General features: G+C 64.6%; 23 protein-coding genes. 6 read left to right on the top strand and 17 right to left on the bottom strand.

Annotation, left to right across the window (positions count from 1 at the left end):
* Positions 1–43: 43 nt before the first annotated feature.
* The 11 genes from INT12_RS26590 to INT12_RS26540 all read right to left on the bottom strand — a co-directional run bounded on the left by INT12_RS26590 (position 44) and on the right by INT12_RS26540 (position 9,851).
* Positions 44–985: an acetaldehyde dehydrogenase (acetylating) gene (locus INT12_RS26590; RefSeq protein WP_193059083.1), complete on the bottom strand. Its 942-nt coding sequence runs from the start codon at positions 983–985 to the stop codon at positions 44–46.
* Entirely contained in the window at positions 982–2,841 is a 1,860-nt protein-coding gene (locus tag INT12_RS26585; protein WP_193040699.1) for a feruloyl-CoA synthase, read from the bottom strand. Before INT12_RS26585 ends, INT12_RS26590 begins: the two co-directional genes overlap by 4 nt.
* A gap of 108 nt (positions 2,842–2,949) precedes the next feature.
* Positions 2,950–3,732 (bottom strand): 2-keto-4-pentenoate hydratase, encoded by a 783-nt coding sequence (locus tag INT12_RS26580; RefSeq protein ID WP_193059082.1) that lies wholly within the window; start codon positions 3,730–3,732, stop codon positions 2,950–2,952.
* 29 nt (positions 3,733–3,761) lie between these two features.
* Entirely contained in the window at positions 3,762–4,733 is a 972-nt protein-coding gene (locus INT12_RS26575; RefSeq protein ID WP_126589493.1) for an NAD(P)H-dependent flavin oxidoreductase, read from the bottom strand.
* A 42-nt stretch (positions 4,734–4,775) separates the two neighbouring features.
* A complete protein-coding gene (gene hcaB / locus INT12_RS26570; RefSeq protein WP_017847310.1) occupies positions 4,776–5,588 on the bottom strand; it encodes a 3-(cis-5,6-dihydroxycyclohexa-1,3-dien-1-yl)propanoate dehydrogenase in 813 nt (270 codons plus the stop codon).
* 10 nt (positions 5,589–5,598) lie between these two features.
* Positions 5,599–6,129 (bottom strand): 3-phenylpropionate/cinnamic acid dioxygenase subunit beta, encoded by a 531-nt coding sequence (locus INT12_RS26565; RefSeq protein ID WP_017847309.1) that lies wholly within the window; start codon positions 6,127–6,129, stop codon positions 5,599–5,601.
* Between the two features lie 9 nt (positions 6,130–6,138).
* Positions 6,139–7,488, bottom strand: a complete 1,350-nt coding sequence (locus INT12_RS26560; protein ID WP_057005521.1) for an SRPBCC family protein — start codon at positions 7,486–7,488, stop codon at positions 6,139–6,141.
* 39 nt (positions 7,489–7,527) lie between these two features.
* Positions 7,528–7,881, bottom strand: a complete 354-nt coding sequence (locus INT12_RS26555; protein WP_193040700.1) for a non-heme iron oxygenase ferredoxin subunit — start codon at positions 7,879–7,881, stop codon at positions 7,528–7,530.
* Positions 7,853–8,728: a protocatechuate 3,4-dioxygenase gene (locus INT12_RS26550; RefSeq protein ID WP_046383254.1), complete on the bottom strand. Its 876-nt coding sequence runs from the start codon at positions 8,726–8,728 to the stop codon at positions 7,853–7,855. The genes INT12_RS26555 and INT12_RS26550 overlap by 29 nt, the downstream gene beginning before the upstream one ends.
* Positions 8,729–8,732: 4 nt before the next feature.
* Complete coding sequence (locus INT12_RS26545) at positions 8,733–9,029, bottom strand: extradiol ring-cleavage dioxygenase (RefSeq protein ID WP_032804499.1); 297 nt, start codon at positions 9,027–9,029, stop codon at positions 8,733–8,735.
* A 6-nt stretch (positions 9,030–9,035) separates the two neighbouring features.
* Positions 9,036–9,851: an alpha/beta fold hydrolase gene (locus tag INT12_RS26540; RefSeq protein WP_017847304.1), complete on the bottom strand. Its 816-nt coding sequence runs from the start codon at positions 9,849–9,851 to the stop codon at positions 9,036–9,038.
* Positions 9,852–10,146: 295 nt separating this feature from the next.
* Here INT12_RS26540 and INT12_RS26535 point away from each other — a divergent pair, with 295 nt between their 5' ends.
* The 6 genes from INT12_RS26535 (at position 10,147) to INT12_RS26510 (ending at position 17,248) form a co-directional block, all read left to right on the top strand.
* Complete coding sequence (locus INT12_RS26535; RefSeq protein WP_017847303.1) at positions 10,147–10,728, top strand: TetR/AcrR family transcriptional regulator; 582 nt, start codon at positions 10,147–10,149, stop codon at positions 10,726–10,728.
* A 456-nt stretch (positions 10,729–11,184) separates the two neighbouring features.
* On the top strand, positions 11,185–12,222 hold the full coding sequence (locus INT12_RS26530; protein WP_102618766.1) for a branched-chain amino acid ABC transporter permease: 1,038 nt from the start codon (positions 11,185–11,187) through the stop codon (positions 12,220–12,222).
* Positions 12,222–13,988, top strand: a complete 1,767-nt coding sequence (locus INT12_RS26525; RefSeq protein ID WP_193040702.1) for an ABC transporter permease subunit — start codon at positions 12,222–12,224, stop codon at positions 13,986–13,988. The genes INT12_RS26530 and INT12_RS26525 overlap by 1 nt, the downstream gene beginning before the upstream one ends.
* Before the next feature lie 5 nt (positions 13,989–13,993).
* Positions 13,994–14,749, top strand: coding sequence for an ABC transporter ATP-binding protein (locus INT12_RS26520; RefSeq protein WP_226926318.1), 756 nt, complete (start codon positions 13,994–13,996; stop codon positions 14,747–14,749).
* A 50-nt stretch (positions 14,750–14,799) separates the two neighbouring features.
* Positions 14,800–15,936 (top strand): ABC transporter substrate-binding protein, encoded by a 1,137-nt coding sequence (locus tag INT12_RS26515; protein WP_046486463.1) that lies wholly within the window; start codon positions 14,800–14,802, stop codon positions 15,934–15,936.
* Positions 15,937–15,967: 31 nt separating this feature from the next.
* Positions 15,968–17,248, top strand: a complete 1,281-nt coding sequence (locus INT12_RS26510) for an OprD family porin (protein WP_193040703.1) — start codon at positions 15,968–15,970, stop codon at positions 17,246–17,248.
* A gap of 160 nt (positions 17,249–17,408) precedes the next feature.
* Here INT12_RS26510 and INT12_RS26505 read toward each other — a convergent pair whose 3' ends face one another.
* From INT12_RS26505 to INT12_RS26480, 6 genes are all read right to left on the bottom strand, one after another.
* Positions 17,409–18,533: an NAD(P)/FAD-dependent oxidoreductase gene (locus tag INT12_RS26505; protein ID WP_193040704.1), complete on the bottom strand. Its 1,125-nt coding sequence runs from the start codon at positions 18,531–18,533 to the stop codon at positions 17,409–17,411.
* Positions 18,526–20,148: a methionine--tRNA ligase gene (locus tag INT12_RS26500; protein WP_193059081.1), complete on the bottom strand. Its 1,623-nt coding sequence runs from the start codon at positions 20,146–20,148 to the stop codon at positions 18,526–18,528. The genes INT12_RS26505 and INT12_RS26500 overlap by 8 nt, the downstream gene beginning before the upstream one ends.
* Positions 20,149–20,152: 4 nt before the next feature.
* Positions 20,153–21,277, bottom strand: coding sequence for an NAD(P)/FAD-dependent oxidoreductase (locus INT12_RS26495; RefSeq protein ID WP_226926317.1), 1,125 nt, complete (start codon positions 21,275–21,277; stop codon positions 20,153–20,155).
* On the bottom strand, positions 21,274–21,627 hold the full coding sequence (locus tag INT12_RS26490; RefSeq protein ID WP_017847294.1) for a cupin domain-containing protein: 354 nt from the start codon (positions 21,625–21,627) through the stop codon (positions 21,274–21,276). Before INT12_RS26490 ends, INT12_RS26495 begins: the two co-directional genes overlap by 4 nt.
* Positions 21,628–21,643: 16 nt before the next feature.
* Positions 21,644–22,984, bottom strand: a complete 1,341-nt coding sequence (locus INT12_RS26485; RefSeq protein ID WP_226926316.1) for a lysine N(6)-hydroxylase/L-ornithine N(5)-oxygenase family protein — start codon at positions 22,982–22,984, stop codon at positions 21,644–21,646.
* Positions 22,985–23,081: 97 nt separating this feature from the next.
* Positions 23,082–24,455 (bottom strand): MFS transporter, encoded by a 1,374-nt coding sequence (locus INT12_RS26480; RefSeq protein ID WP_046383245.1) that lies wholly within the window; start codon positions 24,453–24,455, stop codon positions 23,082–23,084.
* Between the last annotated feature and the right edge of the window lie 22 nt (positions 24,456–24,477).

The following is a 24,477-nucleotide window of genomic DNA, read 5'->3' as shown; positions in this document are numbered from 1 at the left end:
CACGTCGGAGATGTAGATTTTCTTACCGTTCATGTCGCTCTCCTCAGGCCTGTTGCATCGACTGCGCCATGCGCTCGGCGGTGGCCAAGGCTGCGGAGGTCATGATGTCGAGGTTGCCAGCGTAGGCCGGCAGGTAATGGGCGGCGCCTTCGACTTCGAGGAACACCGAGGTTTTCAGGCCGGAGAATTTGCCCAGGCCGGGGATGTTCAACGGCGCATCTGCCGGGATCACGTCGAATTGCACGTTTTGCTTGAGGCGATAGCCCGGCACATAAGCCTGCACGGCCGCCGCCATTTCGACGATGGACGCTTCGACCAGCGCCTGGTCCGCCGCTTCGGACAGCACGAACACCGTGTCGCGCATGATCAACGGCGGCTCGGCCGGGTTCATCACGATGATCGCCTTGCCCTTGGCCGCGCCGCCGATGACTTCGATGGCCTTGGACGTGGTCTCGGTGAATTCGTCGATGTTGGCGCGGGTGCCGGGGCCGGCGGATTTACTCGCGATCGAGGCGACGATCTCGGCGTAATGCACCTTGGCCACGCGCGACACCGCGGCGACCATCGGGATAGTCGCCTGGCCGCCGCAGGTGACCATGTTGACGTTGAGCTGATCGAGGTTCTGCTCCAGGTTCACCACCGGCACGCAGTACGGGCCGATGGCTGCCGGCGTCAGGTCGATCAGGCGGATGCCGGGCTTGATCGTGCGCAGGAACGCATCGTTCTGCACATGCGCGCCGGCCGAGGTGGCATCGAAGACGAAATCGATGTGCTGGAACACGTCCATGCGGGTCAGGCCTTCGACGCCTTCGTGGGTAGTGGCCACGCCCATGCGCTGGGCGCGGGCGAGGCCGTCGGAGGCCGGGTCGATGCCGACCATGACCGCCATTTCCAGGTGTTTGGCGTTGCGCAGGATCTTGATCATCAGGTCGGTGCCGATGTTGCCGGAACCGATGATGGCGACTTTGAGTTTTGCAGGGTTCATACGGCTTCTCCGTAGACTTCAGCGAGGAGGATGACGCTGGGCTCGAGGCTGTCGGCGTACAGCCGCGTCACGGCCTCGGCGCGCAGGCTCAGCGCCATGCGCTGGTTGATGTAGCCTTTGTCGGTGATTTCGCCGTCGTTGAGGCTGGGCGGCGAATCGAGAATCACCAGGCGCATGGCATGCTGGGACGACGCCGGGAATTCCTTGGCCAGCGCCAGCAGCCCCGAACACAAGGCCAGGCGCACCTCGGACTGCATCGCCAGTTGTGCGCCGCTCATCTGTTGTCCGGCAGCACCGAGCAGATCGCGCAGGGCCGGGCTCGGGTAGATCAGCGCACCGATCACGTCGCGATCATGCCCACAGATCACGCAATCGCTGACGTAAGGCGCCAAGGCACTGACCAGGCGTGGACGCAGGGTGCCCACCGATACCCAGGTGCCGCTGCTGAGTTTGAAGTCTTCAGTCACCCGACCGTCAAACTGCACCCCCAACTCCGGCCGCTGCGGGTCGACCAAGCGCCCCGCGTCGCCAATGCGGTAGAAGCCCTCCTCATCGAACGCGGCCAGGCTGCTGACCGGGTCCTTCAGGTAGCGCGGGAACACCGACGGCCCGCGCACGCGCATCTCCAGCTTGTCGCCGCAGGGCACGAACTTGAGCTGCGTGCCCGGTACCGGCAGGCCGATGATGCCGGCCTTGTCGGCGGCGAAATGCACGTTGGTGACCACCGGCGACGTCTCGGTCGAGCCCCACTCGGTGGCAAAGAATAGCGGGGTGTCGCGGACCTTGGTGGCACACGCCGCCAGCCGCCCCCAACTGCTCTGGGGCAGCGCGGCAGCGGCGTAGAACAGCATGCGCAGGCGCCCGAACAAGGCGCGCGCCAGTACTTCGTCGCGCTCGAGGTACGGCAGCAAGACCTCGTAGCCGCGCGGCACGTTGAAGTACAGGGTGGGTCGCACCGACTTGAGGTTTTCCACGGTGCGGTCGATTTGCCCCGGCAACGGCAGACCGTCATCGATGTACAAGGTGCCGCCGTTGCGCAGTACCAGGTTGAAGTTGTGGTTGGCGCCGAACACGTGGCTCCAGGGCAACCAGTCGAGCACCACCAGTTCTTCGTGTTCAAGAAAGCGCCAGCACTGGGCAATCGCCTGCTGGTTGGCGCAGAGCATGCCGTGGGTATTGACCACCGCCTTGGGCGCACCGGTCGAACCGGAGGTCATCAGGTAGCGCGCCGGGGTGTCGCCGTCGAGCCGTGCAAACGCTTGCATCACCGCTGGGCTTTCGGCCTTGTACAACAGCGGCAAGGCCAGCGCTCCGCGAATTTCCTGGGCGTTGCGCGCCGCCACCACCGGGCAATCCGGGTTGACCAACTCGATGGCACGGCAATAGGCATCGCCGTCGTTGACGAAAATCAGCGCCGGCTTGAGCACCTCGACAATCGCCTTGAGTTTGCTGCACCCGCTGCCGGTGTTGCGCGAGTACGCCACGGAAATCGTCGACACCGGGATGCCCACGTGCAGCGCCGCCAAGGTCAACAGCGCCTGGTCCAGATCGTTTTCCGAGAGCATCAGCAGCGGGCGCCCGGCCGGCAGATCCAGCTCGAGCAAGCCCTGGGCCAATGCCCCCACGCGCTGGCGCACCTGGGCATAGTTCAGGCTGAACCAGCCGGCGCCGCGCCGCTCGGCCAGGTAGGCACGCTGCGGTGTCTGCACGGCCCAGTGTTCGAGCCACTGCCCGATACAGCGCGCATAGGGCTGCAGGGGTTCGGGGGAACTCAGCACGAAGCTGCCGTCGGCTCGTGCCTCATACAGCACCTTGGCAGGGGCCAATTGGGTCGGATCATTGAAAAAATCGTACATTGCACGCCCTCGTGAATACGGCAGGCCATCAGCCCGCTGCTCACTCGTTTTATTGTTGTAATCGCCACCGGGTCGTCAGCCCGGTAGCAGGGTTGTTGCCTGCCGGCCTCAGCCGAAACGACAGCTCACTTCACCCAGGCGGGTGAGGCGCAAGCGCACGCCGTCGCCCGCCACCACCGGCACCATGGGCCCGAGCGCGCCCGACAACAGCACGTCGCCCGCCTGCAACGGGCGCCCGGTCAGGGCCATGGTGCGCGCCAGCCACAGCGCAGCGTCGAGTGGGTTGCCCATGCACGCGGCCCCCACGCCGATGGCCGCCTGGGCCGCGTTCTTCTCCAGCAGCATGCCTTCGAGCGCCAGGTCCAGGCCGCGCAGGCTGACAGGGGTCTTGCCCAGCACGTAGAGGCCCGATGAAGCGTTGTCGGCCACGGTATCGACCAGGGTGATCTTCCAGTCCTCGATCGCCGAGTCGACGATTTCCAGGGCCGGCAGCACATGGTCGACGGCGCGCAGCAATTCGCCCAGGGTCGTATCGGGGTGAGGGAGATCGCGCCCCAGGACGAAGGCAATTTCGCCCTCGACCTTGGGCTGGATCAGCCGGGTGCTGTCGATGGTCTCGCCATCGCGGTATTCCATGTCGGCGAACAGCATGCCGAAATCGGGCTGATCGACGCCCAACTGCTGCTGTACCGCCAGGGACGTCAGGCCGATCTTGCGCCCGCTCAGGCGCCGACCGGCAGCCAGGGCGGCCTGGGTGTTGATCTCTTGCACGGCGTAGGCGTCGTGCAACGACTGGATGTCGAAACGCTCGGAAATGCGTGGGCAAGGGCTGCGGCTCGACCGCGCCAGGGCCAGCGCAGCGGCGGCGGCCTGAAGGTTTTCGTGGGGCATGGGGTTGCTCCTGAACGGTTCTGGATGGCTCACAACTGACGTGCGCGGCTTTCGCGATAACCCTGGTGCAACTCGTCCACCAGTTGCGCCACGCTGTAGGTGCCGGTGATCTGGCCTACGCCCTGGCCGGCCGACCACACGTGTTTCCAGGCTTTGTTGGCAGTGGAGATGTCACCGGAAAAGTCGATGCTGGCGCGGTTTTCGGCGCTGGGGTCGATACCGGCCTTTTCCAGCGACGGCCGCATCCAGTTGGCAAGCACGCCGCTGACCGCCTTGGTGGTGGTCACGTCATCCAGCGAGCAGGCCACCAACATGTCGCGGTAGGCGGCTTCCACCAGGCTTTCATGGGCGGCAATCAGACGGGTTCCGACCAGCGAGAAATCGCAGCCCAATACCTGCGCCGCATGGATGTCGCGGCCGTTGGAAATCGCCCCGGCCAAGCCCAGAGGGCCGTCCCAGAACTGGCGCACTTCGGCGACGAAGGCGAACGGGTTGTAGCTGCCGGTATGCCCGCCCGCCCCGTTGCACACCAGGACCAGGCCATCGACGCCAGCGGCCACCGCCTTGCGCGCCAGTGCCGGGCTGATCACGTCGGCGATCACCACGCCGCCATAAGCGTGTACGGTTTCAAGGACGCGCTTGGGGCTACCCAGGGCGGTGGACACGATAGGCGGCTGATAACGGCGCACCAACTCGAGCTCGGCGTCGAAGCGGTCGTAGGTGCTGTGTACGATCATGTTGAGCATCCATGGCGCCCACTGCTCGCCGCGTTGCTGCGCCAGCTCACGCTCGCGGCTGATCTGCTCCAGCCATTCCTGCAATTGCTCGACCGTTCGCGCATTGGGCGCCGGAAGGCTGCCGACGATGCCGGCCTGGCAGCAGGCAGCCACCAGGCCCGGCCCCGACACCAGGAACATCGGCGCCGCGAGGACCGGGAGGTTGAGCCCGGCAAACAGGTTCAGGAGTTGCTGTTGCGGTGCACTCAGGCTTGTTCTTGTCATCACGCATCTCTCTTATTCTAGTTATCAAGGCGTCGGCCTGGCTCAGGCCTTGCGCGGCTTGGCTGCACCGGCACTGCGGATCTCCCAGCCGCCATCGCTGTGGATGATGTTCGCCGTGGTCAGGCCGGAATTTTCCCGCGAGGCCAACAGCACGTAGTGCCCGGTGTGGTCTTCGGGCTCGGCAATCCGTTGCAACGGCACCGCCTGCGCCGCACCGGCTTCGAAGCCCGGGATCTGGTTCAGCGGCACACTGCGGCTGTTCAAGCCTTCCAGGCTTTTCATCGGCGTGTTGGTCGCCCCCGGAGCCACGCCGTTGACGCGGATGTCCGGCGCCAGCTCGTAAGCCAGCTGGCGAATCATGCCCACCAACGCATGCTTGGCGGTGACGTAGAGAATGCCACCGCCGCCGGCATAAAAGGCACTGTTGGAGAGGGTAAAGATCATGCTGCCCCGGGTTTCGCGCAGTGCCTCGATCGAGGCTTGCGCGCCCAGCAGATAACCCTGCACGTTGGTGGCGAAGAGTTTCTGGAAGGCGCCCTCGAACTCTTCCGGGGCAATACGGTCCAGGCGCGTGAAATAATCGAACACGGCAGCGTTGCCGACGAAGGTGTCAAGCCTACCAAACGCCTCAAGGGTCGCCGCCACTGCACGCTGATTGTCCTGATACCGCGACACATCCCCCTCAATCGTGATGACCGCGTCGCCAAGCGTGTCAGCCAACGCGGCCAGTTGCGCCGCATCGCGGCCCATGACCGCGACGCGCGCGCCCTCGGCCACGTAACGACGGACGATGGCGCTGCCAATCCCGCCGGTACCGCCGGTGACCAATGCCACCTGCCCTTTTAACCAAGCCATATGCCAGCCCTCAGAGGAAGGTGTTGATGTTCTTGCACAGCAACATCGCGTTAGGGATCAGGATCTTGCGCTTGAGCAACTTGAGGCCGTCGGCCTCCAGGCGCAGTACATCCTCGCGCCGGCCGGCAATCTGGTGATGCTCGTCCAGGCCGCGGCTGCGCACGTTGATAAAGCACGAGTAGGCCAGGTATTCGCCCGGCGCCGGGCCGGCATACACTTCGATGTTGCTGATCAGGTGAACGTTGCGCGTCGGCGGGTTCTCGGCCCAGGCCGACGGCTGCTTGAAGCGTGCCACGCGGCGCTTGAGTTCGCGCATGCCGTCATCGAAGAAGGCCATGTGTTCCAGGCGATAGGGCCCGGATTTGTCCTCGCGGCGCCGGTTCTCGATGCCCGGCATCCAGTAGTGGATGGCTTCGCTGAGACCGTGCAGCCACGCGTCCCAGCATTCGCCGTCAAGCAGGCGCGCTTCGCGCAGCAGGAACTGTTCGACGCGGCGGGTTTCCTCGACTGAAACGAGGCTGTCCTGTTGTTCGTGTGTCATCTGGCCCCCTCAGCGCAGCGTGCCGTTGCGGTCCGGAACATCGGCCCAGGTCGGTGCCTGCAGCAGGTCCTTCCAGCGCTGATAGAACGCCCGCGCATTACATTCGTTGAGCTGGCCCTTGAACACATTGCCGGGCAACTCGCTGTTTTCGAGACGGGTGTGCATGCCCAGGCCGACGTACAGGTCCTGATAACGCGTGACCACGCCACGGCTGCTCTTGGTGCAGTACTCCCAGTTCTCGCCGTCGTCCATCTCGAACACCCCGGTGGGCGAGAACGTCATCATCGCGCCGCGCCGCCATTTGTCCTTGATCTCCTGCGGGGCGTTTTTGTTGACGATCACCCAGGTGAACAGCTCGATCTTGTGCGGGCCGCGCGGCTGCCAGATGCGAACGGTGTTTTGCCCCGGCAGAAAGGAAAAGTTGGGGAACACGGTGAACGAGGAAATCGCCCCGATCAGCCGCGAGCGGAATTCGCCGAGGCGGTCCGCCACCTTGGGACGCAGCACGTGCAGGTATTTGTTGATGTCTTTCTCGCCCAGGGTCGCGGCGTTGCCGACCACGTCGGTGGCGAACTCATAGCCGTGGCCATTCCAGTTCACCGAGTACGACTCGGGCAACTCGCCGACATTCGCCACCGGCCCGCCGAGCATGGCCTTGGCCGCCGAATCGTGGGTCCAGCCGCCGTGCAGGATGTCACCGACGAAGTTCTCGGCGGCGATCTTCCAGTTGCACTCAATGGTGGAGCGGATGCAACCACCGAGAAACTCGCTGCCGCCTTCATCCATGTCGAGCATCACGTCCATGTACCAGGTCATCGGCCCGAGGTATTCCTCCAGGGTCGGCGCATCGCTGGCAAACGTGGCGAAAACCAGGCCTTTATAGCTGGCGACACGCGCCTCGCGCAGGCCGTGCCTGGACTTGTCGAACTGGCTTTCTTCGTAGCATTTGGACTCGTGCATGCCCATCAGCCGGCCGCCATCGGCACCGAACGACCAGCCATGGTAGTTGCAGATAAAACCGCGGGCGTTGCCGGCCTCGGCAAAGCACACCTTGTTGCCACGGTGCGGGCAGGCATTGAGGAAGACCTTGATCGAGGCGTCCTTCTGGCGCACCACCAGCACTTCGTCTTCACCCATCGAGGTGGTCAGGTAGTCGCCGGACTTGGGCAGCTGGGACTCGTGTGCGACGAACAGCCAGCAGCGCGCGAAGATTTTCTCCAGCTCCTGCTCGTAGATCGCCGGGTCCCAGAAGACCTTGCCGGACAGGCGCCCTTCCTCCATGTCGCAGATACGGTCGAGGTTGCCCAGGGCGGGCGTGCTTTCAATGGTTCTGAGCGGTATGTGTTTGTTGTTATCCATGGTTCAGACTCACAGGAATACGGTTGGACAGCGGCCCGGTCACACCGGGCTGTTGGCGGCGGCCAGCGCCTCGTCAGCCTCCAGGGCGATGTCGGCGAACACCTCGCGGTCGGTGACGATGACCTTGTAGGTGCGCAAGTGGCGCTCGCAGGGAAACGTCACCGCCTTGCCGCTGGGCACATGGAACTGGCCCCAGTGGACCGGGCAGGTGATCAGGTCGTCTTCCAGGTCGCCCTCGGCCAGCGAAGCGGTGGCGTGGGTACACATGTCGGTGGTGGCGTAGAACGTGCCCCCCAGGTTGTAGACGCAGATGGCGTCACCCTCGCGGTGGGCAACCTTCTTCAGCTCCCCTGGCACCAGCTCATCACGTTGGCAAAGTAATACACGGCTCATGCTCGGCCCTCACACTCAGTTGCACAAAGCCCAGCCCGGTGACCCAGGCGGGTACGGCTTCATAGGCAATCACTTCGCCCTGCGGGCGCTCGATGGCGGCCAGGGCGCAGGCGAAGTTACGGATTTCCATCGCGCCGTTGCCGGCCCGACGCAGGATCTCTTCGTCGCTGTAGGCGCACAGCGCTTGCAGGTCGCCATTGACGCCGAGGGCGAGAATCTCGCGATCGAAGTCTTCGGCCACCCGGCCCATCTCGGCGGTGCCGACCCAGTGGCTGATACCGCCACTGCCGATAATCACCACACGCTCGTCGGCATCGAACGCTTCGACGGCCGCCCGCAGCTGCCGACCGAGGTCGGCCGAACGCTGGAGCGAGATGTACGGGTCAACGCCGCACGCCAGGTACACCGGAATGCTCGGCAACTCACGCCCGAGCAAGGCCTCGGCCGGCTTGACCACCAGTTGGTGCGGAATGGAAAAGGAATGGTCGACGGTAAAACTGCGCGCCACGGTCCAGTCCACGCCCTGCCCATCGCCGTGTTCGACAATGTGCGCGGCCAACGCTTGATGGTTGCGCACCGCGCCACGTTCCAGGCCCGGCAGGCGATCGATGGGGCCATCCACATCGCCGGTGCCGATCACATAGCGCGGCAGGCAATGGGTGCCGAACAGAATGTAATGGTCGCAACCGACGATGATCACCGAGGTCGGCTGCAAGGCCGCCAGGCGTTCGGCGCAGGCTTCGTATGCAGCCCATACCGCCTCACGTTGCGCCAACGGCGGCGCATCGGGTGCCACGAACATTACCGGGTCATGCGGCATCCAGAAGCCGCCTACTATCTTGCCCATCGGTTCACCCCTTGAGCGCGGCGGAAAATCCCGCGCTGTGTTCGTCGGTAGCGCCCAGGCGCTGTTTGTAGAGGCTCATGTTGCGGTCAGGGGCAAGCTCCTGCCAGAAGCCCATGGTCAGCATCGGGTTGACCCCGGCCGCCTGCAGCCCGGCAACATCGAACTCGACGATCATGCGGACCTCGGCCTCCTCCAGGGCAAAACGCCCGAGGAACCCGACCGCGTCCTGCCGAAAGCGCTCCTTGGCGACACGCTCGACGCACAACTGCCAGAGCGCACGCTCCATAACGTTTCTGCTCATACCGGCCTACTCGCTGAGGAAATCGCGGACCAGCGCGGCAAAGCGGCGCGGCTGCTCGCTCTGCACCCAGTGCCCGCAGCGCCCGAACAGGTGCAGGTCGGCATCGGGAATGCTGTTGGCGATCAGCAGCCCGCACTCGGGCGGCACCACGCGGTCTTCACGGCCGTGTACCACCAGCGTCGGCGCGACGATCTTGGCCAACGCGGCCGCGGGAAAGCCCTTGACCAGGGTCGGACCGTCGGCAGCCGGCTGCGGGATCAGTTTGCGTAGCGCCTGCTGGGCACCAGGGCGCGCACTGGCTTCGTAACGTGCCTGCACCATCGCCTCGGTAATCAGCGACACGTCATAGGGGAACAGCTTCATCAGCTCGCGCATGTTGTCCAGCGATGGCTCGTATTCCCAGGCGCCGCGCAAGCCTGGGGTCTGCACGAACTCACCGGCCGGGGTGCCGAGCAACACCAGCTTGTTGACCCGCTCCGGCGCGAACACCGCCAGGCCGATGGCCAGCGCGCCGCCAAACGAATTGCCGACGAACGAGGCTTTTTCGATGTCCAGGGCATCCATGATGCCGAGCAGATGGTTGACCCACAGCTTGATGTCGTACTTGGCGTCGTCCTTGAACTCGGTGAAACCGAAGCCGGCGATGTCCGGCACGACTACGCGCCAGCGATCAGCGAACACCGGCACGGTATTGGCCCAGTTGGCCCAGCCCGATACACCGGGGCCCGAACCATGCAACAGGAACAAGGCCTCGCCCTGACCGGCTTCGTGGTAGTGAGTCTGGTGCCCTGCTGCAAGCAGAGTCTTGGGATTTGCGCTCATGTCGGCCTCCGGTTCTTATTCTTAACATACAGATGTGTATCTGTATGCTATTTACCGATTTGACCTGCGTCAATTAAAAAAACGTGGCTTTGTGCAAATAATCTAAAAGCCAACCTACACATATGTACTCTAGAATCCGAGCACACGCAGCCCCCATGCGCGGGCCACAGTCGGTGCGCTGGCAATAGCTTCGTCGTTGCGCCGGGCGTTAGAATGGCGGCTCGCTGCCAAGGCGGGCGTCGAACGCTGCTGTGCCCTGGCGCTTATCCAGCTTGTTGGACAAGGCCCCTAGACAATGTCATCACGCACCAACCTCACGCGGGAAGATTGGATTCATGCGGCACAGGAAGTCCTGGTTACCAGCGGCGTCGACGCTGTGCGGGTCGACACCCTGGCCAAGGAATTGAAGATCACCCGTGGCAGCTTCTACTACCACTTCAAAAGTCGCGGGGAACTGCTCGAAGGCATCCTCGGCAACTGGCGCGCACGCGCCACCGAAGATGTGATTCTGCACCTGCGCAATGCCCACAGCTCGCCGCTGCAACAACTGCATCGCCTGCTCGAACTGCCCTCCCACGGGCAGACCGCCAAGGACGCCGCCTCGATCGAGCTGGGCATTCGCGGCTGGGCCCGCCGCGACAAGCAGGCGCGCCAGGCCATCGACGAAGTCGACAGCCACCGCCTGAGCTACATCGAAGGCTTGCTGATCCAGGCCGGCGTGCCCAGTGGCGATGCCCAGGACCGCGCCTACCTGATCTATGCCTACCAGATCAGCCTGTCATTGCTGCACAGCGAAGACACCCCGCAACAACGCCTGGAACGCAGCCAGCGCATGGCCGGCATCCTGATCCCCGAATCCTGCACCCTCCCCGCCTGAGCCCGGATGCCGACCTGCGTCGGCATCCATAAAAATACATAAATGTATCTTTCAAGATCACGAAGCAGCACGCGCACTGGGTGCTGAACTTTTCAGATGAAAAAGATTATTTTATTTTTTTATCTAAAAACAACAACATAGATTAGAAACCCGCCTTTAAACAAACCGTTACAGCGGCGCCTATTGACAAAGCGCCTACCCTCCCGCGTAGTCTATACATACACATTCACATGTGTATTTTAAAGCTGTGTATGGCGCTCCCTCAGGCTTATCCACACGACAATAAGAATAGAAAACGGGTACCTCACTATGCACTTGCATGCCCCCCTGCGCACGGCCACACCCTGCGCGCTTGACACCTCGCCCTCTCGACGACAGCACCCCGGCACGGCATTGACCGGCGCCCGCTGGCGCACACCTTCGCCTCCCTTCCCTACCGCTCGCTGAGGGCCGCTCATGGATATCTCGATACTGGCGTTTCTCGCCCAGGACGGCCTGACCACGGGCGCGATTTATGCCTTGGTGGCGCTGGCCCTGGTGCTGGTGTTCTCGGTGACGCGCACCATCCTGGTGTGCCAGGGCGACTTCGTCACCTACAGCGCCCTGACCCTGGCCACCCTGCAACTGGGGCTGGTGCCCGGCACCCTGTGGCTGCTGCTCGGCTGCTCGCTGGCCGCCTGCACACTGGACAGCATCGCCGCGTTGCGCCGTGGTCAATCGCGCCGGGTGCCCGGCCTGCTGGCACGCTACCTGGGCTTGCCGACGGTGCTGTGGGTGGTGCTGGACACCTTCGAGCTGGCCGGTTTGCCGGCCGTGTTGCAGATCCTGCTGACCCTGGCGCTGGTCACGCCGCTGGGGCCGCTGCTGTATCGCCTGGTGTATCAACGGGTGGCCGAGACCTCGGTGCTGTTGCTGCTGATCGTATCGGTGGCCGTACACATCACGCTGGTGGGTATCAGCTTGCTGATGTTCGGCGCAGAAGGGGTTCGCACCGATGCCCTGGCCGAAGCGGTGTTCATGCTCGGTGAGCTGCCGGTGGGCCTGCAAAGCCTGTTGGTGATCGCCAGCGCCCTGCTGCTGATCGGCCTGCTCTACGCGTTCTTCGGCCACAGCCTGTATGGCAAGGCCCTGCGCGCTACGGCACTGAATCGCAAGGGCGCGCAACTGGTGGGCATCCCCACACAGCTGGCCGGCAAGGCGGCGTTCGGCCTGGCGGCGTTGATCGGCGCCATTTCCGGCGTGCTGATCGGCCCGCTGACCACCCTGTACTACGACTCGGGCTTTCTGATCAGCCTCAAGGGGTTTGTCGCTGCGATCTTCGGCGGCCTGGCCAGTTACCCGATTGCCGCGGCCAGTGCGTTTTTCGTCGGTGTCCTGGAGAGCTTCGCCAACTTCGGCGCCTCGGCCTACAAGGAGGTGATCGTGTTCACCCTGGTGATCCCGGTACTGCTGTGGCTCTCGTTGAAGCACCCTCACCTTGAGGAGCAACACTGATGATCCGTCGACTGATCCCCCTGTTCGCCCTGCTGCTTCTGGCGGGCCTGGCACCAGTGCTGCTGCCGACCTTCCATGTCACGCTGCTGAATTACATCGGCCTGTACAGCCTGGTCGCCCTGGGCCTGGTGCTGCTGACCGGCATCGGCGGCATGACCTCGTTCGGCCAGGCCGCGTTCGTCGGTATCGGCGCCTACGCCAGCGCGGTGCTGACCACCCAATATGGCCTGTCGCCCTGGCTCGGTTTGCTCGCGGGCCTGGCAATTACCCTTGGGGTTGCCACCAGCCTGGGTCTGTTGACCCTGCGCCTGGCCGGCCACTACCTGCCCATCGGTACCCTGGCCTGGGGCCTGGCGCTGTTTTACCTGTTCGGCAACCTGCCCGGGCTGGGCGGCTTCGGCGGCCTGCAAAACCTGCCGAATATCAGCCTGTTCGGCTGGCAGGTCCGCGACCCGGCCGACTTCAGCCTGCTGATTGGGCTGCTGTTGGCGATCAGCCTGTGGCTGCTCGACAACCTGCTGCACAGCCGCCAGGGCCGCGCCATCCGCACCCTCAAGGATTCCGCCGGCATGGCTGAGGCGATGGGCATCGACACGGCGCGCAGCCGCTTGCAGGTGTTCATCATCGCGGCCCTGCTCGCGGCGTTGTCGGGCTGGCTGTACGCGCACCTGCAACGTGTGGTCAATCCCACGCCGTTCTCGGTGGTGATGGGTATCGAGTATCTGTTCATGATCGTGCTCGGCGGCGTTGCCAGCCTCTGGGGCGCACTGCTCGGCGCAGCCCTGCTGACCCTGATCAAACAGGTGCTGCAAGACGTACTGCCACAGCTGTTCGGACACGCCGACAACGTCGAGATGATTTTCTTCGGCGTGCTGGTGATCCTGGTCCTGCAATACGCCCGTGGCGGCCTGTTGCCATTACTGAGCGGCCTGTTCCCGAGGGCACAACCCCGTCCGCTGCCCGAGCACCCGGCCCATGCGCTGCCCCGCCGGACGATGCCCGCCAACGGGCAGCCGTTGATGGTCGCAGAAGGTCTGCTCAAGCAGTTTGGCGGACTGGTGGCCAACAAGGACATGGGCTTGACCGTCAATGGCGCCGAAATCACCGCGCTGATCGGTCCCAACGGCGCCGGCAAGTCGACCCTGTTCAATCTGTTGTCCGGGGTGCTGGCGCCCAATGCCGGCCAGATCGTTTTTCTCGGCCAGCGCATCGACGGCCTGTCGCCGCGTGCCATCGCCCGACTGGGCGTCAGCCGCACCTTCCAGCACGTGCGTTTGTTGCCGGACATGAGCGTCCTGGAAAACGTCGCCCTCGGCGCCCATGCCCGGGGCAAAGCCGGGCTGCTGCGCTCGATGCTGCATCTGGAGCGCGAAGAGGAAGCCGCCCTGCTGGCCGAAGCCCGGCGCCAGATCGAACGCGTGGGCCTGGGCGCCGCCCTGCACACCCCCGCCGGCAGCCTGCCGTTGGGCCAGCAGCGCATCGTCGAAATTGCCCGAGCGCTGTGCAGCGATCCCCTATTGCTGTTGCTCGACGAACCCGCCGCCGGACTGCGCCATGGCGAAAAGCAGGCACTCGCCCACCTGCTCGAACAACTGCGCAGCGAAGGCCTCGGCGTGCTGCTGGTGGAGCACGACATGGAGTTCGTCATGGGCCTGGCCGACCAGATCGTGGTGATGGAATTCGGCCAGCGCCTGGCCGGTGGCACGCCGCTGCAGATACAGCAAAACCCTGCGGTGCTTGCCGCCTACCTTGGAGGTGTCGAATGAGTCGCCTGCTGGATGTACGCAACCTGACGATCAGCCACGGCAAGGTCGAAGCGGTACGCCAACTCAACCTGTGCCTGGAGGAAGGCCAGATCGTCAGCCTGATCGGCCCCAACGGCGCCGGCAAGACCACCTTGATGGCGGCGCTGATCGGCCTGCTGCCAGCACAGGGCCAGGTGAGTTACGCCGGCCAGCCGCTGCTGGCGCACCACGACGTCGCCCAGCGCATCGACAAGGGCATGGCGCTGGTGCCGGAAAGCCGCGAACTGTTCGGCCTGATGAGCGTCGAGGACAACCTGCGCCTGGGCGCCTTCAGCCGTCATCGGCGTGGCTTTCGCGACCACCAGAAGACCCTCGACGAAGTTTTCGGCCTGTTCCCGCGCATGTACGAACGGCGCAGTCAGCCGGCCTGCACCCTGTCGGGCGGCGAACGCCAGATGCTTGCCATCGGCCGCGCACTGATGGCCAAGCCGCGCTTGCTGATGCTCGACGAACCCAGCCTGGGCCTGGCCCCGCGGGTGATCGGCGAAATCTTCACGATCTTCGAGACCCTGCGCCAGAGCGGCGTGTCGATCCTGCTGGTCGAGCAAAACGCCCGCGCCGCGCTGAAGATTTCCGACTACGGCTACGTGCTCGAAGTCGGGGAAATCGTGCTTGAAGGCAGCGCCCAAGCCTTGGCCAACAACCCCCAGGTGGCCGAAATCTACCTGGGCCGCCCGCCCACCCGAGCCGCCATGGAGGTCACCAGCGCTACCGGCACGTAGCGCCCTGCCACAGCCTTTGCCACACCATAAAAAAAATATCAGGAGCGTGTATGAGATCGATTTTTCCCTTGCTGTTGCTGGCCTCACTGTCTGCCGCCGCACAGGCGGACATGACCGTCGGCGTGATTCTCTCCACCACCGGCCCCGGTGCCTCGCTGGGTATTCCCGAGCGCAATACCGTGGCCCTGTTGCCCAAGGAAATTGCCGGCCAGGCGGTGAAATACGTGGTACTGGACGACGGCAGCGACAGCACGGCCGCCGCCAAGAACGCGCGCAAACTGGTGAGCGAAAACCGTGTCGACCTGTTGATCGGCTCCACCACCGTGCCCACCTCGGCGGCCGTGGCGCAAATCGCCAAGGAGAGCAAGACCGCGCAGATCGCCCTGGCCCCATTCGCCCCGGCAAGTGGCGAACAGACCTGGATCTTCACCGTCGCCCAGACCAACACCTTGATGGCTGAGGCGCTGATCGAGCACATGCAAAAAGCCGGCGTAAAAACCCTGGCGTATATCGGCTACAACGATGTGTGGGGCGAAGACTGGCACAAAGTGCTGAGCGAGATGGCGCCGGCGGCAGGCATCCAATTGGTGCGAGACGAGCGCTTCAACCGCACCGACTCATCGGTCAGCGGCCAGGCCCTGAAGGTCATGAGCAGCAAGCCCGATGCGGTATTGATCGGCGCCACCGGCACACCCGCGGCCCTGCCCCACACCGAACTGCGGCGCCTGGGTTACAAGGGCACCATTTACCACACCCATGGTGCGGCCAACAGCGCGTTCCTGCGCATCGGCGACAAAGCCTTGAACGGCGCGATCCTGCCCGTGGGCCCCGTGGTGGTATGGGACAAACTGCCCGCCAGCCACCCGTCCAAAGCCATCGCCAGCCAATACGCGCAGGATTACCAGGCCCAGTACGGTGCCAACAGCCTGTCGCCATTCGGCGCCTACCTGTACGACGCCATGCGCCTGGTGGAGGCCGCCGTGCCGGCCGCGCTCAAAGGCAGCACACCGGGCACGCCAGCGTTTCGCGAGCAACTGCGCGACCAGCTTGAGCAGACCCGCAACGTGGTCGGCACCCACGGCGTGTACAACCTGAGCGCCACCGACCACTTCGGCCACGACCAGCGCGCTCGCGCACTGGTGACGGTGCAGGATCAGCAGTGGGTCCTCTTGCATGCCCCTGAATAACCCCGACAACAATAATAAAAAGGCAACGTCCATGAGTACTCTGAAACGGGTTCACACCACCCTCGCCCTCGGTACGCTGTGCAGCATCAGCCCCGCGCTGCTGGCCCAGGGTTTTATCGAAGACAGCAAGGCCACGCTGACCTCACGCAACTACTACTTCGACCGCGACTACAAAGGCGACTCGGCGCAATCGGCCACCCGTGAATGGGCGCAGGGCTTCATCCTGCGCTTCACTTCCGGTTATACCCCTGGCACCGTGGGGTTTGGCCTGGATGCCCAAGGCCTGCTCGGCTTGAAACTCGACTCCAGCCCCGATCGCACCGGCACCGGCCTGCTGTCGTACAACCCGGTCACTCGCCAGCCGAACGACAGCTATTCAGAACTGGGGCTGACCGGCAAGGTCAAGGTATCGAAAACCGAACTGCAGGGCGGCACGCTCGCGCCGAACCTGCCCATCCTGTTTGCCAGCCCGGCGCGCCTGCTGCCACAGACCTTTCGCGGCGCCCAGCTCAAGTCCCAGGACATCGACAACCTGACGCTCAATGCCGGCTGGCTCGACCGCATGAACCAGCGCGATTCGACCAACTACCAGAAGATCACCCTGGCCTCGCCCAACCGGCGCTTCAACGGTGCGGCCGAATCGGACAGCTTCAGCTTTGCCGGCGGCGACTACAAATGGTCCGACGCTCTCACACTCAAGTACTACCATGCGGAACTTGCGGACATTTATCGCCAGGACTTCGTCGGGTTTATCGACAATCGCCCACTGGGCCCGGGGCGGGTGAAAACCGATGTGCGCTACCACATCAGCGGCGAGGACGGCCCCGCCAAAGCGGGCAAGGTCGACAACCGCACCTTCGGCGTGATGAGCACCTACAGCCTGGGCGCCCACAGCCTCGGGCTCGGTTACATGCAACTGAGCGGTGACACGGCAATGCCCTACATCGCCGGTTCAGAACCGATGGTGGTCAGTGAAGGCGCCTTGAGCAGCGAGTTCCTCAACCCCAAGGAACGCACCTGGCAGGTCCGCTACGACTATGACTTCGCCGCCCTGGCGGTTCCCGGGCTCAAGGGCATGCTGCGGTATCTGGACGCCAGCCATATCGAACTACCGAGTGCATTGGGTGGCAGTGATCGCAACGAGAGCGAAAAAGACATAGAGCTGTCTTACGTGGTGCAGAGCGGCACCTTCAAAAACGTCGCGTTCCGCTTGCGCCATGCCTGGTACCGCAATGACTTCGCCCCTACCGCTTCGTTTCGCGATGACAACGAACTGCGGGTGAACATCGATTACACCTTGGCGCTCTGGTAAAGCCTCAATAGGTTAACCCGTTGCGAAACACCCCGGCTTTCCGGGGTGTTTTGCGTTGAGGCTTACTCGGCCGCGTTGATCAGGCCGATGGAGGAGTAGACGTTGCCCGGGGCCAGATTGCATCGCGGCCCGCGCAACCACACAATTTACTGAATTACCGTTACCCGACCAACCGCTGCAGCGCAAACGGCGCCATCGCCGCCGACATCTCCCCCGTCAACACCCACTGCGCAATCGCCTGTCCGAACAGCGGCGCGAACTTGAAACCATGCCCGCTCAACCCTGCCGCGACCATCAACCCCGGCACGCGCGGGTCCGGGCCGAGCAGCGGATTACCGTCCGGCGTGTCATCGAAGAACGACACGCGGCGCCCGATCGGCTGTGCGCCCAGTAAACGTTGCACGCGTTGCGCGGCGCGGTCACGGTAGGCCAACACCTGAGTGTCGCTGAAGGTGCCGTCGAAGGCATCCGGGTCGATGGGCGCCCCTTCGGCGCCGCCCAGCGCGCCGATCACGTAGCTGCCGGGGCGATCCGGGCGCAGGTAGAAGCCGACGTCGCGGTCGCAGTAGCCCGGCATCGGCTTATCCGCGCCGCAGACCTCGAGAATGCCCACGCATTGCCGTGTGGCGTGAATCGGCAGCGGCGCGCCGCACTCGGCGGCCAGTGCGGCGGCCCACGGCCCGGCGGCGTTGATCACATGGCTGCTGGCGATAAACCCGCAGTCGGTCTGCACGCCGATGACGCGGCCGGCCTGGCGCACAATCCGCCGCGCCGCCCGGCCCTCTTCGATCACCGCGCCCAGGGCGCTCGCACCGGCGGCAAAGCTGCGTGCGGTAAGACGCGGGTCGCAATAACCGGCGTCCGGTTCGTAGACCGCGCCCGCCAGGCCATCGGTGTACAGGTCCGGCACCCGTTCCCGTATCTGCTCGGGGCAGAGCCATTCAAGCGGCGCGCCCGCTGCCCGCAGACGCGCGACATTGGCCTGGGTGGTCGCTTGCGCGTGCCCGGCAATACCGGTCAGGAACCCCGTGCGCTGGTAGCCGCATGCGCCGGGATAGTGCTGCGGCCACTCGCGATAGGCCCGCACACCTTGCGTCGCCAGGTAGCTGAGGGCGGGGTCGGAATAATAAGCCCGCACGATCCCCGGCGATGCGCCCGACGAACCGCTGGCAATCGCGCCTTTATCGAGCAGCCTGACCGACGCCCCGGCCCGCGCCAGGTGCCAGGCTGCGGCGGTGCCGGTGGTGCCGGCGCCGATCACGATAACGTCGGCGTATTCATGCATCGCTGGTGGCCCCGGCAAGCACCACGCTGACCGGCAGGCACGGCGCCAATGCGGCCGGCGACAGCGGCGCAAAGCGCGGGCGCGCCGAGGTCTGCGGGCGTGGCTGCGAGGCAGCGCGCAGCGCCTGGATCAGCGGCAAACCGTCATGCCCCAGGCGCTGCCACAGGTACTCGGCCAGGCGCGGCATGATCGGCGCGGCCAGGTACGCCATGCCCTTGAGCCACAGGTAGGCGTGGGCGGGCTGCGTGACGTCCAGGTCGGGGCGTTGCATCCATTGATGCAGCACGTCCCAGGCTTCGCGCACCGACACCGCGTCCAACCGGAAGGCCTGCCCCAACCGCGTAACGGCCAGCTCCAGGGCCGGCCACAGTGCCGGGTCGATGGACTGCGGCCGCGTGTGATCGAGGGCGGCCAGCGCCAGGTCGATGCGGCCGTCGAGCGCACCGGCCAGGTCCACATTGACCACCTCGACAAACTCCTCCACGGCGAAGTTGGTTTCGCCCTGTTCGGGGCTTTCGCGGCTCAGGAAGTAACGCACCGCGTCGCTGGTCGCCGGGGTCTTTTCGACGATATCGGCGGCCCACACCACATGCAGGCGGCTGGTGGAAAACTTCGCGCCTTGCAGGTTGTAGAAGTAATTGGTCAACACGTAATCGAATGAGCGGTGATCCTGCAACGCATCCATCACCGCGACACTGCCGGCCAACAGCAGCACCGCGTTGTCGATGCCAAAACTGACCAGCGTCGTCACCTCGCTGCTGCGCAGCATGGCATGGCCGTGTTCGGGCGCCTGTTCCTGGGATCGGTCGGCGCAGGTCAGCGCATACTCCCAGCCCGACTCGAACAACACGCGCGGGTTGCCGAAGCGGTCCGGGCTCCAGGCAACGCCCCATTCCCCCGGCGCGGTCAGCCGCACCCGGCCGTTTTCCCGTTCCAGGAAGCGCGCAATCACCTCGACGACCGACGCCGGCGCACCGGAGGTCGCCATGCGCTGCAGCAACTGCTCGGGGTGGGCGACGGTCAGAAACAGGCTTTCGACCTCAACCCAGTGCAGGGGGCTGTCGCCCATGCGCGGTTGCGGGTCAAGCATGGCTTCCGGGCGAAATAGCGCGCCGCAGGCTTCGCAAAAATAGCCGCCCGCCCCCGCCCGGCAATACGGGCATTGCCCCAGCAGCCAGGCCCCCGCCATGTAGCGCCGGGTGTCCGGGCAATACAGCACACGTTCGACCACGCTTTGCGTCACCCCGAGCGCCACCAGGCGCTCCACCGTGCGCTGGGCATTGCGCGCATGCTGCTGCGCATAGGGGCCTTGCACCAGATCGAGGAAGTCATCCACCTCGACATCCAGCGCGCGCAGGTCATGGGCGATTTGCCCGTGATAGTCGCGCACCACGGCTTCGGGCGTGCGCTGCTCTTGCAGGGCCTTCCACAGCACATAGGAGTCGCAGCCGTCGACCGCCGAGACCACGTCGACACGATGGCCCTGGCTGCGCAGGTAGCGCCCCAGCATGTCCATGCGCAAGTACGGCCCGGCGATATGCCCCAGGTGCAGCCTGCCGTTCGGAGTCGGCGGGATGGGCATCAGGAAGAAGGTTTGCGCGGCGATAGCGGTCATCTTTTCAATCCATCGAAACAGTAGAAAGGGTGGGTTTGGCGGTAGCGGGCGCATCGGGCCACTGGGCGACGAGCAGGTCAACGGCTTCGCGGGCAATGCCCGGTGCCAGGCGGAAACCGGCGCCGCTGCCGGCGCCGGCAAACACCAGGTTCTGCCCGGCGTCGAAGCTCACCTGCGACTCTCCGCCGGGGCTGTAGCTGTCGCAGAACACCCGGCCGCCGCGACAGCGGGCTACCAGCTCGGGCAGGTAGTGCGCCAGCGTGCGGGTGGCCACCTGCACATCGTGGCGGTTGATTTCCAGTGCATGTTTGCGCGGCGCAACGTCCCATTCATCGCACCGGAAGCTGAACAACCACTGGTTACGCGCCGCCAATGGCATCAGGTAAGCGTCGGATTGCGGCAGGAACAGCGCCGCGGCGTTGCTCGGCGGTACGCCGTCGATATGCAGGGCCACCACCTTCTTCACGCGCAGCCCATGGCGCGCGGCAAGCGCGTCGAACGGCGGCTCGCTGACCCACGGCCCCGTGGCAACCAGGGTGCGGCGGGCGCGCAGCGTGGCGCCGTCGGCCAGGGTGATGCGCGTGCCGCTGCCCAGCGCATCAATCTGCTGCACGCCTACGCCTTCGATGCAGCGCACATGGGCACTGGCCAGGCTGTGGCCGATCAGCAACCGCGCCACCAGCGGCGGCTCATAGCTTTCGGCGGTTCCGCCACGCAACAGGCTTTCGTTCGTGCCAACGTTGAGTGGGGCGCCCAGGCGTGAGCCCAGGTCCGCCACGCACAAGTCGGCGGGCTGAACCGGCGCATCGACCAGGGCCTGCTCGATGTCTGCGCTAAAGCTGCGTTCGGCCAGCCAGTACACCGGCGCCTGGGTGGTGCGGATGCCCAGGCGATCACGCAGGGCCCGATACAGCTCGGCGCTCTCCCCGGCCAGGCGCCGTTCGCGCGGCGAGCGGCCGGTGGCCAGCAGCACACCCGCCGAATGGGCGGTGGCCCCGTCGCCGATGCGGTAGCGGTCGATCAGCAGAATCTGCCAGTGGGGATAGCGTTGCGTCGCATGATGCAACGCCCAGGCACCGATAATGCCGCCGCCGACAATCACCAGGTCGAAGTGCTGCGCCATGCTCATGCCCACCACACCGAAAACACCTGGACCTGGGTCATGCCGTTGTTGCGCGCGAAATGCGGCCGCCAGGGCGCGAAATACAGGCTTTCGCCATTTCTGACCGCGTGCCAGGTGCCGTCGTAGCAGACGTCCAGCTCGCCGCCGCTGATAAACCAGATTTCGTTCACGGCGTGCTTGTCTTCGTCCGTCGCGCTGTGTGGCTCGAGGGTGAAACGCGATGACTGGATCGGCGCATTGGCCAGTTTGCCGGCAAAGTGGTGCAGGTACAGGCGCACGCCTTCCGGCGCCACGGGCTCCTCGGTTTCTCGAATCACCGGGGCATTGCCGTTGGGGGCAAGTGTGATGGGTTCCATGACCGGGCTCCTGGGTCTAGTTGGCGAGAGCGGTCAGGCGATCGAAACGCGCATCGCCGACCTCGTCGAATACTTCGTTGGCGCCCCATTGGACGAACGCCTCGGGCTCATCCAAGTCGTACAGGGCTTGCCCGCTGACGCTGTTGATGATGTTCGCGCAACGCCAGGGGATCAGGCCCAGGTTCGGGTCGGCGATGCCTTTCTGGCTGCGCGCGGCGTTTTGCACATAGATGGCCGAGCCCTGCGGCCCATCCCAGGCGACGGAATAGTCATCGTTGAAGACGTACTCGCCGTTGCATCGGTTAATCCGTGATTCAAGCGCCGCCAGGCACGCCGGCATCTGGTAGGCATAGCCTGTACACAGCACCGCGGTGTCGGCACTCAGTTCCTCCTGCACCTGGCTGTGCCCGTGCGCCATCGACAGGCTCCAGTGATGCGGGCGCTGCTGAATCGCGGTCAACTCGCGCCCGGGCAGCAGGCGAATGTGACAGGGGTGCTGCAAGACGTGCTTGAGCTCGTACAGGCGGCGGTAAATCGACTGCAACAACGCCTGGGAAATGCCGTCGCTCGCCAGTTTCTGCTCGACCAGCAATGGCCGGCGCACGGCCTCGGGCTGGGCGAAAAAGTGGTCGCTGTACTGCGGGGTGTAGAGCTCGTTGGTAAACGGCGACTCATCCAGCGGCGAAAAATTCCAGCGCCGCGAGACCCAGGTCACGCTGGCGGGCAAGGCGGCGGTGTCGGACAGCAGGTGCTGGATGATTTCGGCCCCGGTCTGGCCGCCACCGATCACCACCACGCGCTGGTCTTTGAAGCTGCGCTTGCGGGTCATGTACTGCGAGGAGTGAAACAGCGTATCGCCCAGATGCGCCTGCGCGCACGCCGGGATCGACGGTTGCTGCCCGGTGCCCAACACCAGGTGGCGCGCCGGCTGCGCCCAGGTATCGCCCTGGAGCAGGAACAGACCGTTATCGAACGTCACCGAACGCACTTCGCTGTTGAAATGCAGATTCGGCAGTTGGCTGCACGCCCAGCGGTAGTACTGGTTGAACTCGCGGCGCAGCACCTGCTCGAAATGCGCGTTGATAAAACTGAGCAGCTGTTTTTTCTGCGCCAGGTAAGCGAGGAATGACAGCGGGTTGGACGGGTCCACCAGGCTGACCAGGTCCTTGAGGTAATGCACCTGCAGTTTGGCCTCGGGCACCATCATCCCCGCATGCCATTGAAATTCGCTGCTGCGCTCGAAGAACGCTGCGCTAATGCTCGGTTTGGGCTGGGCCAGCGCCGCCAGGCTAAGGTTGGCCGGACCGATGCCGATCCCTGCCATATCGACAACTGCAGGTGCAGAACGCAGATTCATGATCATTATCCCTATTGATGATGTTTTTCAGGTGCAGCGACGCTTCGCGAATGTCACGAAAACGTGCCGGGCAATCGCCTTTACAGGTGCAGGTCCATCAACTTTCCACGGGTTGCGCCGCCGGCGCTTTCAACACCAGGGCGGCCATCAGCATGGCGAGCAACGACAAGCCGATGGCGACGCTGACGGCGACGTCAATGGCATCGCCCAGGGGCTGAATCGAGGTGAGCAAGGCGCCGAAGATCGCCACGCCGAAGGCGGAGCCGCTTTGGCGGCTGGCATTGAGCGTGCCCGCCGCCACCCCGGCCTTGGCGCGGTCGACCACACTCATCAGCACGGAGGTGGCGGCCGGGGTGATGATCCCGGCACCGAACCCCACGGCCGGGTAGCACACTGCGATACGCCAGTACGGTGCGTCACTGGCCAGGGCGAACAGGCCGATAAACCCCACGGTGTACAGGCCGAACCCCGCACACAGCACGGCGCGCGCGCCATACGCACGGGTCAGCCGGCCGCAGGTGAAGCTGCCCAGGGTGACCATGGCGGTCAATGGCAGGAAAGCCAGCCCGGTGTCCAGCGGCGACCAGCCACGCTCGCTCTGGAAGTACACGCTGAGCAGGAAAAACAGGCCATAGAACACCAGGGCCGATGCCAGCGACAGCAGCGTCGCCCCCGAGAACACCGGGTTGCGGAAATACTGCAGCGGCAGCATCGGGTCCTTGTGGCGGCTTTCGGTCACGAAGAACACGCACCAGGCGATACAGGCCACGAACACACAGGCATACACCCATTCGGAGTTCCACCCCAGCTTCGCCCCTTCAATCAGCACCGCCACCGAGGTCGCCAGCGCGATAATCGCGGCGACTTGCCCAGTGACGTCCAAGTGCCGGTTTGGTGCCAACGGTGCCGAAGACGGGATGCGCGAGGTCAGCCACACGCCCACCAGGGCGATCGGCACGTTGATCAAGAAGATGCTGCGCCAGCCGAACAGCTCGATCAGTACGCCGCCCACCAGCGGTCCGGCCGCCATGGCGATGCCGCCGCACCCGGCCCACACGCCAATGGCGCCGGCGCGCTGGTGGGTCTGCGGGTAAGCGCTGTTGATCAACATCAAGGAACACGGCACCAGCAACGCGGCGCCCAGCCCCTGCAGGACCCGCGCACCGACCAACTCCGGCAGGTCGGTGGCCAGGCCGCACAACGCCGAGGCCAGGGCAAACAGGCCGAGGCCGACGGCGTAGATTTTCTTCGCGCCGAAACGATCGCCCAGCAGGCCGCCCGTCAGCAGCAGGCTGGCGAAGGTCAGGGTATATGCGTTGATCACCCACTGCAGCCCGGTGATACCCGAGCCAAAGGTGCGGGAAATCGACTCCACTGCCACGTTGACAATCGAAGTGTCGAGGATAACGACCACATAGCTCAGACTCGTCGCAATCAGTACTTGTCGTTGGTAGCGGGTGTTGGAGGTCATGACCGCGAGCGTCCTTTAAGGG

Origin of the sequence: Pseudomonas sp. K8, from assembly GCF_014889455.1 — a bacterium.
GTDB lineage: Bacteria > Pseudomonadota > Gammaproteobacteria > Pseudomonadales > Pseudomonadaceae > Aquipseudomonas > Aquipseudomonas veronii.
The sequence above is the reverse complement of the archived record's forward strand: the minus strand, read 5'-3'. Positions and strand labels throughout refer to the sequence as shown.